A 12,814-nucleotide genomic window follows, 5' to 3' on the forward strand; every position below is an offset into this window, starting at 1 on the left:
AAGATTAGATTTCCCATAGCGTAAGCTAGTAAGACCCCTTGAAGACTACAAGGTTGATAGGTCAGAGGTGTAAGTATGGTAACATATTTAGCTGACTGATACTAATAGGTCGAGGGCTTGACCAATATAATCAAGTTGTAATACATCAAAATTTATATGCAATTTTGAAAGAACATAATTCTTTCAAGAATGACGTTCCGCGATAGCTCAATGGTGGAGCACTCGGCTGTTAACCGATAGGTTGGAGGTTCGAGTCCTCTTCGCGGAGCCATTTTTTTATTTAAAATTAAATAAAAAATTATGAAAAAATTAAGATTTTAAGGTCGAGAAATCGGCTTTTTTTTGTTGTATAAAACGGATGAAAAACTTATACTATATATAGATGTGACGCAGTATTTTTCAAAATAAATTACTAGTTGTGTTAATTAATAAAGAATAAAAATCATTGGAGCATAAGAGGTATTACAAAAATGAAGCATAATCATAGGTATAATAGTAAAATGAGAAATATTAAAAGAGCAAGAACTATTATTTTATTTATTGTAATGGGTGTATTTGTTATTGTAGGAAGCGCAGTAATGGCCCAAAAATTTTCAGCAAGCAAACAAGAAGTACAAGCTCTCGACGATACTAGTAAGGGAACAAATTCAGAAGCTAATAATTCAGATAATAAGGAAAGTACAACTGTAGAATCGTTAAAGAATGATCCTGTAGCCGATGATGTAGCATTTGTAGAAAAATATTTAGATCAACAGATGAGAGGACAAATGCCTGATGGAGCGGATGGTAAAAAAGTTGTTTATTTAACATTTGATGATGGACCATCAGAAACCGTGACACCACAAATATTAGATACCCTTAAGGCAGAAAATGTGCATGCAACATTCTTTCTTGTAGGAAAGTCAGTTAATGAGAGTGAGACTACAAAAAAATTAGTAAAAAGAGAATTAAGTGAAGGAAATGCAATAGGAAATCATACTTATTCACATAATTATAATTATTTATATCCGCATGGGAAAATTGATTTAAATAACTGCATGGCAGACTTTGAGAAAACAAATCAGGCGTTAAAAGATGTTTTAGGTCAAGATTTTTCCACAAGAGCTGTAAGATTTCCAGGCGGCCATATGACATGGAAGAGTAAGGATGCTAAAGGCATGGGGGATATGGATAAGGCATTACACGATAAAGATTATCACCAAGTTGATTGGAATTCATTGTCTAAAGATGCAGAAGGTGCCCCAAAAAATGCTGAACAGCTAAAGCAAGAAGTTATAAAAACTATGTCTGGGAGACAAAAGGGAATTATATTAATGCATGATACTTATGGTAAAGAGGAAACTGGAAAAGCTTTACCAGAGATAATCAAGTATTTAAAGGAACAGGGATACGAGTTTAGAACTATGAAATAGTTTATAAAATAAATATAATTAGATAATAGTAACATTCACTTATAAATAGGCCATATTACTTAGAGGTAATATGGCCTATTTTTATATCTAAAAACAAATTAGTTATACTACGCGATAGTTTACGGAAATTATAAATAATCGGAATATAAGCTACTACAAATAAAATTATGAATCTTAATATTTATGGTTGTATTAGTTATTTTAAAAGATAGATTAACTAATTATTTCTTCTAATTGAAATACAAAGAATTAATGGTAAACTAGTAATATATACTTAAATGATTAAGGATTTATCAGATAAAATATATGTTAAAACAGTTAATGGGATGCATAGAGTTATAATACTTAGTGAAAATTAACTTTGTATCATATTATATAAGAAAGAGGAGGAATAAAATGTTATCAAAAAATATTGTTAGCGAGGTATTAGCAAAATGCTTAGTAACTGGAGGCGATTTTGCTGAAATATTTGAAGAAGACTCAATTAATAATTCAATATCTTTAGTTGATGGTAAAGTAGATGATGCTATAGGTGGAAGAATATATGGAATAGGAATAAGAATTTTCAAAGGTTTAAATAGTGTATATGCTTATACAAATAATAATAATTTAAACAGTCTTTTAGAAACTGCATATAGAGCTGCATTAGCTTTAGGAGATGTAAAAGGGGAAGCAGGTAATTCAATAGTACTAAATGAAAAGAGTATCACTACAATACATCCAATAATTTATTATCCTAAGGCTGTTGCTTATGATAGAAAAATAGCTATTCTAAAAAGTGCTTATAATGGAGCAAAGAATTTTAATAATGAAATATCACAAGTTATAGCAAATTATGGGGATAAAGAACAGAATGTTTTAATTGCCAATACAGAAGGGTTATATGTTCAAGATACAAGAATAAGAACTAGGCTTGGAGTAAGTGCAATAGCATCAAAAGGAAATGAGAATCAGACTGGATTTGAAGGTCCGGGCAGACATACAGGGATTGAAATGTTTGAAAGTGTAAACCCCGAATATCATGGAAGGGAAGCAGCAAGAGTAGCGCATACAATGCTTCATGCTAAAAATTGTCCTGCGGGCAATATGACTGTAGCAATAGATAATGGTTTTGGTGGAGTTATATTTCACGAAGCTTGTGGCCATTCATTAGAAGCAAGCGCTGTAGCTAAGGGAAATTCAGTTTTTGCAAATAAATTAGGAGAGCAAATAGCATCGACAAAGGTAACAGCTATAGATGATGGTACAGTGCCTAATGCTTGGGGATCACTAAATATAGATGACGAAGGCCATAAGACACAAAAGAACATTTTAATTGAAAATGGTATTTTAAAAGGCTATATGATCGATAAGTTGAATGGAAGACGTATGAATATGGAGTCTACGGGAAGTTCAAGAAGACAAAGCTATAAGTTCCAGCCAACTTCGAGAATGACTAATACCTATATAGCAGCTGGAGATGATAACACAGATGATATTATTAAATCTATAGAAGACGGGTTATATGCTAAGAAATTAGGTGGGGGTTCAGTTAATCCTGTAACTGGAGAGTTTAACTTTGCTGTTCAAGAAGGATACTTAGTCAAAAATGGAGTAATCCAAGAACCAGTAAGAGGAGCAAGTCTTATAGGTAAAGGCAGCCAAGTACTTATGGATATAGATATGGTTGGAAACAACTTAGATGTAGGTCAAGGTATGTGTGGCTCGTCATCAGGAAGCATACCTACTAATGTAGGGCAGCCTATGATTAGAGTAAAGAAAATGACTGTTGGAGGTAGATAGATATGGATTTTAACTTATTTAAAGATGAATTATTTAAAGAGGCTAAAAATTCAGGATTTGAAGAATGTGAAATATATTACTCTGATTCTGAAAGTTTAAACTTAAATATTTATGAAGGTGAAGTTGAGAAATATAAATTAAATAACTCCTTTGGTCTTTCTTTTAGAGGAAAGATAAATAATAGGATGGGATATTCTTATACTGAGATATTAGATGAAGAAGCGATAAATACAATTGTTAAAAATGCAAAAGAGGCAGCGCTTGCTATAGAAAATGACGATGTGCAGTTTATATATGAAGGTGATAAAGAATATAAGAAATTGGACTGTTATAAAAAAGAATTGGATAGTATAAAACCGGATGAACTAATTTCACTTGCACTGGAAATGGAAAAGGAATGTAGGAAGCAATGTGACAAGGTTGTAAGTTTTCAGGGGTGTGGAATTGGATACGGTAAGGGGACTTATGGGATAATAAACACTAAAGGTTTGAACTTAAAAAGTGAAAGAAATAGTTTAACTGCTTATGTAGTTCCAATAGTAGAAGAAAATAATGAGAGATATGATGGAACAGGATATGTTATGGCTAAAAAGGCAAATGATATTAAGCCTAGTGATTTAGCAAAGCAAGGTCTTGAAGAGGCGCTTTCGAAAATTGGTGGGAGAAGCATTTCATCAGGTAAGTATAAGATAATAATAAATAATGAGGCAATGGTATCACTACTTGGAACATTTTCATCAATTTTTAATGCTGAACAAGCACAAAAAGGATTATCGTTATTAAAGGGAAAAGAAGGCGAAATTATAGCGTCAGATATAGTAACTCTAGTTGATGATCCACACTTAGAGGATGGGCTTGGAACAACAGCCTTTGATGATGAAGGTGTTGCAACCTATAAAAAAGAAATAATATCTAAAGGAAAATTGAATACATTATTATATAATCTAAAAACTGCATATAAAGCTGGTGTTAAATCTACTGGTAATGGATTTAAAGGTTCATATGCTTCAATTATAGGGGTCAGTCCAACGAATTTCTACATTAATCCAGGAAAAAAATCTTTTGAGGAGCTTTGTAGTGATGTTAAGGAAGGGATTATCATTACTGATTTTGCAGGATTACATTCAGGGGCTAGTGCTGTAACAGGAGATTTCTCTTTAGCTGCAAAAGGTTTTATGATTGAAAATGGGAAAAAGAGTTTTCCAGTAGAACAAATCACAGTTGCAGGAAACTTTTTCACATTGCTAAAGGATATAAAAGACGTGGGAAGTGATTTGAAGTTTCCAATGAGTAGCATTGGATGTCCTTCTGTTGTTGTAAAGGAACTTTCAGTAGCAGGAAAGTAATTAGATGTATTATGAATAATGAATAATTAGAGACGAAATTCTATAAAAGTTTCTAAATAGATGCAATGTTAAATAGTTATAGAAAATCTCAACTTTAATTATTCATTATTATTATATCAATAAATAAGCTAAGGTGGTTTAAAGAGTAATGAATATAACCTATATTTATCTTTTTCATTTTATAATTTATAGCTTTTTAGGATGGATATGTGAAACTACTTATTGCTCTATTATTGATAAACAATATGTAAATAGAGGGTTTCTAAAAGGTCCATTCTGCCCAATATACGGCGCAGGAGCACTTATAGTTGTTATAATATTATCACCGTTCTCAGATAATATTATAATGTTGTATTTAACTGCAATGATCTTTACAAGTATATTAGAGTACATTACAGGATTTTTACTAGAAACGATGTTTCATCTTAAGTGGTGGGATTATTCAAATTACAAATTCAATATAAAGGGAAGAGTATGTTTATTGAATTCAACGCTATTTGGTATATTATCAGTTATTACAATAGAAATAATAAATCCAATTTTGGTAGATATTACTAAAAGTTTTTCAATAAATGTTGTAATATGGACATGCAATATACTGATTATTTATTTTGCAGTAGATGCAATGATTACTACAGCAAGAGTTATGCAATTGGGTGGAAAATTAAAAGAAATGAGTACATTATTTGAAGAGATTAGGGAAAAGAGTGAAAGCTACAAGGGGCTTCTACAGCAGAATTTAAGTAGGATCGATGAAATAATTGGACAGGATAATGAAGCACTTGCGCATACAAAGGAACAAATCAACAAATTAAAACTTAAATTAGAAAGTGTAATATTAAAAGATAAATCTGTTAATAAACGTATTATTAAAGCATTTCCAAATATAAAATCTTTAAACCATCAATATTCTCTTGATAAACTAAAAGAAGAGATAAAAAAGCTAAGAAGAAAATAAGAGGAATAAATAATGAGAAAAAGTATATCGATGCTTATAGTTATAATGTCATTATTTGGAGTATTAAATCTGATAATTTTAGGATATCAAGATGTTGATATCATTATTAGAATAACGTGTATAATTGGAATTTTAATTCTTGAGTTTCTAAATGGTTTCTTAAAGATTAGTGAAAAATATATAAATTTACTTCAACTTATAGGCATTTTGAGTTTTGAGAGTTTGGGTTTTTCAGGAACTAGTTTTTTTCTGCCAATAATAGTTTTTAAAGTAGTTAAAAATAGAGTAAGGCTCTTTGCTTGCATTGTTATTAATATAGGAATAATGAGTTACTTATCAAGAGAAAACTTGTTTTATATGTACGTGTATATTATAATTGTTAACTTGTATTTATATGAATTAAAAAAGAAATATGAAAACGAGCTAGAAATGAAGGAATTTAACAGAGGACAAAGATATGAAAGCCACCTAATGGAAAATAAGGTGAGAAATTTAGAAAGATATATTGAACAAAATAATATAGTAATAAGCTTAAAAGAGAGAAACTTCATGGCACAAAAGCTTCATGATCATCTGGGTCACAGGATAACAAGTTCTCTTATGCAGTTAGAAGTAACAAAAGAAACATTAGGAAAGGATAATGATATTGCTAACAAATACTTACTTACAGCAATGGAAAACCTAAGAGAAGGGATGGATGAAATAAGAAATATTTTAAGAAATGTTAAGCCTAGGGATAGAGTGATTGGAGTAGAAAAAATAAAGGAACAATTATTAAAATTTGAATATAGCACAGGTATAAAAACAAGTTTAAAAGTAGAGGGCGATATAAATAAATTTATATTAAAGTTATGGATGGTATTAGAAGAGAATATTAATGAGGCTTTAACTAATGCGGCTAAGTACTCAATGGCTAGTGAAATTACAATATCAATTTTTGTATATAACAAAATAGCAAGGATAGAGTTTCGAGATGATGGGAATGGATATAAGAGATTAAATAAAGGATTAGGCCTTAGAGGTATTGAGGAAAGAGTTCAAGGGCTTGGAGGAAGAGTAGAATATTATAGCGACAATGGTTTTGTTATCAATATGATTTTTAATTTGGAGGAGCTAAAATGAGCATTAGGATATTAATATGCGATGATGATACTTTGATTAGAGAAAGTTTAAAAATTATTCTGCCACTTAAGGGCGATATCGAGGTAATTGGAGACGCAGCTAATGGAAGAGAATGCATTGATTTTTGTTTGGAAAATGAAGTTGATGTGGCGTTGATAGATATAAGAATGCCTATTGTTAATGGAGTTGAGGCAGTACGTGAAATTGTAAAAAACACAAAAACTAAATGCATAGTTTTAACGACTTTCGATGAGGAAGATTATATAAATGAGGCAATCATATATGGAGCAAAAGGGTACATATTAAAGAATAATTCTCCACAGCAAATAGCAAATTCAATAGTCTCAGTTTATAATAATACCATTGTAATGAATGAAAATGTGTTGGGCAAGCTTCGGGTAAAAGAAAGCGAACCAGAGATAAAGAAATATAATTTTACGGATAGAGAAGTAGAAATAATAAAAGCTATTAGTGAAGGATTAAGTAATAAGGAAATTAGTAATAAATTATTTATTTCAGAAGGTACAATAAGAAACTATATTACAACAATATTAAATAAAACAGGACTAGAACACAGAACGGCACTAGCTGTTAATTATTTAAAAGGAAATTTATAAATGAACAAAGTGAAATATGACAAATGTAATATATAAAAGGTGAGTTTTCTAACTATTGAAGATTCACCTTTTTTTATATACTTGTATCATGGAGACTAAGAATGTATAAAAAGTTTGAAATAGTGTTTGACTATATATTCATTCGTTAAAGAGTAATTTGGAGGTAATTATTAATGAGAATGTTAGAAATTAAAAAGCTTTATAAGGATTATGGGAATCAGGTAGCTGTTGATGGAATAGATTTAATAATTGAAAAAGGTCAGATTTATGGAATCCTTGGACCAAATGGAGCAGGTAAAAGCACGACGATTGGTATGATATGTGGATTGATCACAAAAACTTCAGGTGAGATAACCTACGAAGAAGAAACTAATAAGATAAGAAAGTGGAAAGAAAACATTGGAATAGTACCGCAGGATTTTGCTTTATATTGGGATTTGACTGCTGAAGAAAATATTAGTTTCTTTTGCTCCTTATATGGATTTAAAGGACAAGATCTTAAGTATAGAACAGCTAAAACATTAGAATTTGTAGGGCTTACAGATGTGAGAAATAAAAAGGTTTCAGAATTTTCAGGTGGTATGAAGCGAAGGCTTAATATCGGATGTGCCATAGCTCATTCACCTAGGCTTATAATAATGGATGAACCTACAGTTGGAATAGATCCACAATCTAGAAATCATATTTTAGAATCAGTTTTAAAACTTAGAGATGAAGGCGCTACAATAATATATACTTCTCACTATATGCAGGAAGTTGATGATATTTGTGATAGAATTGCTATTATTGATAAAGGTCATATTATTGCAGAGGGTACGAGTGAAGAACTAAAAAATTTAATTGGAGATAAGAATACCTTAAATATATCTGTAGCAAAGAAAATAAATGGCTTAGAAAGTATTATTAAGGAAGTTACGGGAGTCGAAAAAGTAGCGTTCTCAGATAACCAATATAAGATTACTACATTGAAAAGTAGCAATTTAATATCGAATTTGGTAACTGTTATTTCGGATAATGGGGGAGATATAAAGAATATAGCTAATGAAGAGCCTAGCCTTGAAGCAGTTTTTCTAGCCTTAACGGGTAAAAAGCTTAGAGAATAGCGTTACAAAGTTAAATATTTAAAAAAAGTAAAGGTTATTCAATTATATAAGTTAGAGTTAGAAAGTTTAAATTTTCAGCTAATGGGGGATTAATATGTTTTTAGCAATGTTAAAAAAGGAATTTAAGCAGATGTTAAGATCTAAAAAAACTTTAGTTTTTATGTTTATATTTCCAATAATTTTAATTACAACTTTGAGTGTGGGTCTCAAAAATTTAATGGCTTCAGGAGATATTTTTGGTTCTGGAAATGAATTTTCAAAGGTCTATTATACAATTAATGGTGAAACGAGATATGAGCATGGTTTTTTAGAATTTAAAGAAGGTGTTGAAAAAGCAGTTAATATCAAATTCGAGGAGACTCCGTCTTTGGATGGGGTTAAAGATGAAGTTGATAAGTATAATGCTTTAGTTCATATTGAAGTTAATAATAGTGGTTTTAACCTCTATTCCTCAAAGAACGGGGAAAAGATTAAAACAAAGATATTTAGAGGAATATTTGAATCAATTCTAAATGAATATGCAGCTTTTGATACTATAGGAGAATATAATCCAAAGGCTTTTGAAAATTTAGTACAGAACAAATATGGCGAGTATGTTGTCAAAGAGAATATTGGTGAAGCTCGTGATATAACTTCATCAGAATATTATACGTTCGCAGAACTGGCCATGATTATTTTGTATATCGCAGGCATAGTAGGTGAGTCTGTATATAAAGAAAAACAACTCACAACAATTAATAGAATAAGACTATCTAAAATGAGAGAAAGCTCATTAATAGGAGCAAAGGTTATTGTCGGAGTGACAATATCTGTTTTACAAGTTTTGTTAATATATATCTATTCTACCTACGTATTAGATGTAAATTGGGGCATCAATACGCTTAAGTTCATGAGTATGTTCTTTGTATTTGGAGTCTTTGTTTCTGTAGTGGGAGCCCTTGTTGGAATTATCGCAAAAAATGATACTACGGTTACAGGCATAGTACAGGTAGCTATAGTAGTAATGTGCTTCTTAGGCGGAGCATATACCCCACTTAGTGTAATGGTTGGAATGGGACCGATAAGTAAGCTATTATGTATTAGCCCAGTGTATTGGATTAACATAGCAATAGGTAGTTTACTATGTGGAATAAAATCGAATGCATACTTCATCGCAATGATAGTACCCTTAGTTTTGTCAGCTTTATGTCTAATTGCATACTTTGGGATCTTAAAAAATAAGGAGGGCATTGCAAATGATTAGAATAATAATAAATGTTGCAAAAATCTTGTTAAAGAGAAAAAGCTTTTTAATTACGACCTTCTTTCTTCCCATTGCATTAATTTTTGCTTTTACAGGTATAGAAGATGGTAATTCAAGTATAAAACTTGCAGTGATAAATGAGGATAGTGGAGCTTTTGGTAGAGAAATAGAAGAAAAATTATCAAAGCTTGATGGAGTAAGTAAGGTAGAAGTTAAGAGTGAGGACTATGTACAAGATCTGGTCTATCACAAATACGAAATGGTAATTAAAATAGATAAGCTATTTACAGATAATATTATAAAAGGAGAAAAGGGGGAGATTTCCTATCAATCAATTTCGAATAATGACACAGAAGCTGTTATTAAAAGTTTCCTAGAAAGTGAAGTAGCTGCTCTAGCTAAGATATCAAATAATATAAATGTAGAGGATAGCGGTATAGATAAAGTTATAAAGACATATAGAGAAGCAAGACCGGAGTATGAGGTATTAAATAGTAGAGATATAAAACCAAGTATATTATCTTCGTTAGGAATAATATTTTATTTATTATTTATTACAGCATCAGGAAGTTGTAGATTTATCTTAGAAGATGAAAAAGAAGGTACAAAGGGAAGAGTTCTTATGGGAAATATTAGTGAGAGACAATATTACTTTAGCCAGTGCATTGTATTCTTTCTTTTCACAGCGGTACCATCAATAGAATATTATGCTGTATGCAAGATACTTGATTATGAATTTGGCTTCAATAACACTATAATTTTGTTATTTCTAGCACTGTTAATGTCTTTATTAGCTATTACTTATAGTATAATGATAGCGTCAATAGTAAAAAATAAATCAGTTTTCACCATTATCAATTCAGCATTAACTGTGCCTGTGTTCATGTTAAGCGGTGCTTTTTGGGATTATGGAATGATGAGTAAGGGATTACAGAAAATCGGCGATGCTCTTCCACCAAGATGGATTTTTATGGCCATAGAGAAATTACAGGCAGGAAACGGATTTGTGTCAATTTTACCTATAATAGGTGGAATACTTGTATTATCAATTCTGTTTTTATTGTTGAGTGCTTTTTTTACTCAGAACAAGATTGTATTAGTTAAAGAAAATGGTTAAGTTGATATTGACAGTGATATGAATAAAGATAAGAAAGATGATGCATTAGCTAAACATGATGTAAAATTTAACAGAAGGATTATGAATTTAATAAATCACAAACTTCTTTTATAATATGAAATATATACAATACTAGGAAGGGAGTAAATTCTTTTACGATAAGAATTTACTCCCTTTAGATATCTTATATATGCTTAACTAACATTATGTGCGTAGTTTGCACGAATCATTTTATCTGAAATCTCAAGTGATTTTTTATAAATCTCTTTCTCTTTATCAGTAAGGTTTTCTCCACCTTTAAGAGTTCCATTAGTTATTACAGCAAAGGATTTGTTTGTATTTAATAGATTTCGCCCTAGAGCACTATTTTCATATTTATCCTTTTCAACTCCAAGTAAGTATAACAAAGTTGGCATTACATCAATTTGTCCGTTATACATTTTATCAAATGTTTTTCCTTGTTTAGAAGATGGATCATAAATTATAAACGGAACAGTAGGATTTCCAGTATTTAAATACCAATCTTCTTTATGAGATAATTGACCAATAGTATCATCATAATATTTATGAACGCCAGTATGATCACCCATTATAACTATTAAGCTATTTTCTAGTAAGCCTTCTTTAGTGAGTAAATCAATGAAATGTCCTATTTGTTTATCTGTATAGTGAACACTTTCAAAATACCCTCCAAGCTTACTTGCATTTAACTCTGGATCAAGCCCAAGTTCTCTATATTTTTCAGGAATATCAAATGGTCCATGACTTGATAAAGTTACTGTTTCTGAGTAAAAAGGCGACTTTTGCTGTTTTAGCATAGGGACAACTTGTTCAAAATATCTTTGATCACTAATACCAAGTCCGATTTGCTCATCTACATTGAATGAATAATAATCACTAAACTTATCAAAACCAATACCGATTAATCCATTCGCATAATTCCAGAATGAACCTTTATCAGGGTGAATTGCAGTAGTACTATAGCCTTCTTTTTCTAATAAATTAGGTAGAGAGTTATAGTTAGTATTAGGGTATCTAAAGAAAGTACTTCCTTGTCTTAATGGCAACATAGAAGTATTAACCATTAAGTCAGCATCAGAACTTGTCCCTTCATTAACCTGCTCGAAAGTATTAGGAAAATACAAAGACGTTTGAATTAATTTATTTAAGTTAGGAGTAATCTCTTTACCATTTATTTTTTTACCAATAACAAAACTTTCTAAAGATTCAACTTGAATATATATTAAGTTTTTGCCTTTTTCAATACCAAAGTACTCATTGTTAGGCAAGTCTTCTTTTTTAGTTTCAAATAATTCTTTTATGTCGGCCTTATCCTGATCTGTCAATTTATATGGCTTAGAATCACGGTATACAGTATAGCAATCAATGATATGATATCCGACAGGAGAAAAGTATTTAGCTGTATTTGATTTATCATAATTACTAAATAAATAAGCATTATGAACATCTTTGTTATTAAACACATTTATACTAATGGGAACATAAATTATAAACAATATTGGTAAAATAGAAGTACATAAAAAAGTTTTTATAGCTCGTCCGTGATTTTTCGAAAAGGACTTTCTTGCTATGAATACATATATTGCCAATAGTATAAAATCAAGTAAAAATATAAAATCTAAATTACTGGTCATAGATAGTATACTTCCAGACATATTATCTAAATTAGCTGTTTGTGTTAATATTAATGCAGATGGTACAGTTAGAAAGCCTCTAAAATACCAAATATCAGTTAATATTAATAACGTTAAAAAAAGATCCATAGTGAAAGTGTATATTATTCTGCCTGTCCCTTTAAATAAAAAAGAGAAGCTGAAGAATACTAAAGAAAAAGCTATGTAATAATTTATAAAAGGATCAGCGGCCTGATAACCATTAAAAAAATCAAGAGCATATGGATTTTTATTAGACGCAAAACCTTGAAAAATAATCCCTTTTAATACTATAGAAACAACAGGGATTAAAAAGAAGATAAGTCTTATGATCGTATCTTTATTTAAATTACGTTTCAAAAAATTATTAATTATAGAGTTAAAAGAACTCATTATTTCACCTCAATTCAATATATGACTACATTATATAGTATACATAAA

General features: G+C 30.3%; 10 protein-coding genes, 1 tRNA gene and 1 rRNA gene. 11 read left to right on the forward strand and 1 reads right to left on the reverse strand.

The features are described 5' to 3' along the window. The 11 genes from CLCHR_RS22175 to CLCHR_RS22225 all read left to right on the forward strand — a co-directional run. A 23S ribosomal RNA gene (locus CLCHR_RS22175) occupies positions 1-125 on the forward strand; the annotation flags it as partial. Between the two features lie 71 nt (positions 126-196). Beyond that, a tRNA-Asn gene (locus tag CLCHR_RS22180) sits at positions 197-271 on the forward strand. Between the two features lie 199 nt (positions 272-470). Further along, complete coding sequence (locus CLCHR_RS22185; RefSeq protein ID WP_079442082.1) at positions 471-1,412, forward strand: polysaccharide deacetylase family protein; 942 nt, start codon at positions 471-473, stop codon at positions 1,410-1,412. Positions 1,413-1,808: 396 nt separating this feature from the next. Beyond that, positions 1,809-3,194, forward strand: coding sequence for a TldD/PmbA family protein (locus CLCHR_RS22190; protein WP_079442083.1), 1,386 nt, complete (start codon positions 1,809-1,811; stop codon positions 3,192-3,194). Positions 3,195-3,196: 2 nt separating this feature from the next. Further along, positions 3,197-4,540 carry a TldD/PmbA family protein gene (locus tag CLCHR_RS22195; RefSeq protein WP_079442084.1) on the forward strand — a complete coding sequence of 448 codons (1,344 nt, stop codon included), beginning with the start codon at positions 3,197-3,199 and terminating at the stop codon, positions 4,538-4,540. A gap of 148 nt (positions 4,541-4,688) precedes the next feature. Continuing rightward, the gene (locus CLCHR_RS22200) at positions 4,689-5,498 is read left to right on the forward strand and encodes a putative ABC transporter permease (RefSeq protein WP_079442085.1); all 810 of its coding nucleotides are present in this window, start codon (positions 4,689-4,691) and stop codon (positions 5,496-5,498) included. A 12-nt stretch (positions 5,499-5,510) separates the two neighbouring features. Next, positions 5,511-6,620, forward strand: a complete 1,110-nt coding sequence (locus CLCHR_RS22205) for a sensor histidine kinase (RefSeq protein WP_079442086.1) — start codon at positions 5,511-5,513, stop codon at positions 6,618-6,620. After that, on the forward strand, positions 6,617-7,237 hold the full coding sequence (locus CLCHR_RS22210; protein ID WP_079442087.1) for a response regulator transcription factor: 621 nt from the start codon (positions 6,617-6,619) through the stop codon (positions 7,235-7,237). Before CLCHR_RS22205 ends, CLCHR_RS22210 begins: the two co-directional genes overlap by 4 nt. A 173-nt stretch (positions 7,238-7,410) precedes the next feature. Further along, positions 7,411-8,340 carry an ABC transporter ATP-binding protein gene (locus CLCHR_RS22215; protein WP_079442088.1) on the forward strand — a complete coding sequence of 310 codons (930 nt, stop codon included), beginning with the start codon at positions 7,411-7,413 and terminating at the stop codon, positions 8,338-8,340. 94 nt (positions 8,341-8,434) lie between these two features. Further along, positions 8,435-9,583 carry an ABC transporter permease gene (locus CLCHR_RS22220; RefSeq protein WP_079442089.1) on the forward strand — a complete coding sequence of 383 codons (1,149 nt, stop codon included), beginning with the start codon at positions 8,435-8,437 and terminating at the stop codon, positions 9,581-9,583. Then, positions 9,576-10,700, forward strand: a complete 1,125-nt coding sequence (locus tag CLCHR_RS22225; RefSeq protein WP_079442090.1) for an ABC transporter permease — start codon at positions 9,576-9,578, stop codon at positions 10,698-10,700. The genes CLCHR_RS22220 and CLCHR_RS22225 overlap by 8 nt, the downstream gene beginning before the upstream one ends. Before the next feature lie 194 nt (positions 10,701-10,894). Here CLCHR_RS22225 and CLCHR_RS22230 read toward each other — a convergent pair whose 3' ends face one another. Beyond that, complete coding sequence (locus tag CLCHR_RS22230) at positions 10,895-12,766, reverse strand: LTA synthase family protein (protein WP_079442091.1); 1,872 nt, start codon at positions 12,764-12,766, stop codon at positions 10,895-10,897. Between the last annotated feature and the right edge of the window lie 48 nt (positions 12,767-12,814).

It is taken from the genome of Clostridium chromiireducens (assembly GCF_002029255.1).
GTDB lineage: Bacteria > Bacillota > Clostridia > Clostridiales > Clostridiaceae > Clostridium > Clostridium chromiireducens.

Excerpts from the sequence above, each read along its gene's own strand:
- CLCHR_RS22185 (WP_079442082.1), top strand. The coding sequence starts at position 471 with ATGAAGCATAATCATAGGTATAATAGTAAAATGAGAAATATTAAAAGA.
- CLCHR_RS22190 (WP_079442083.1), top strand. The coding sequence starts at position 1,809 with ATGTTATCAAAAAATATTGTTAGCGAGGTATTAGCAAAATGCTTAGTA.
- CLCHR_RS22195 (WP_079442084.1), top strand. The coding sequence starts at position 3,197 with ATGGATTTTAACTTATTTAAAGATGAATTATTTAAAGAGGCTAAAAAT.
- CLCHR_RS22200 (WP_079442085.1), top strand. The coding sequence starts at position 4,689 with ATGAATATAACCTATATTTATCTTTTTCATTTTATAATTTATAGCTTT.
- CLCHR_RS22205 (WP_079442086.1), top strand. The coding sequence starts at position 5,511 with ATGAGAAAAAGTATATCGATGCTTATAGTTATAATGTCATTATTTGGA.
- CLCHR_RS22210 (WP_079442087.1), top strand. The coding sequence starts at position 6,617 with ATGAGCATTAGGATATTAATATGCGATGATGATACTTTGATTAGAGAA.
- CLCHR_RS22215 (WP_079442088.1), top strand. The coding sequence starts at position 7,411 with ATGAGAATGTTAGAAATTAAAAAGCTTTATAAGGATTATGGGAATCAG.
- CLCHR_RS22220 (WP_079442089.1), top strand. The coding sequence starts at position 8,435 with ATGTTTTTAGCAATGTTAAAAAAGGAATTTAAGCAGATGTTAAGATCT.
- CLCHR_RS22225 (WP_079442090.1), top strand. The coding sequence starts at position 9,576 with ATGATTAGAATAATAATAAATGTTGCAAAAATCTTGTTAAAGAGAAAA.
- CLCHR_RS22230 (WP_079442091.1), bottom strand. The coding sequence starts at position 12,766 with ATGAGTTCTTTTAACTCTATAATTAATAATTTTTTGAAACGTAATTTA.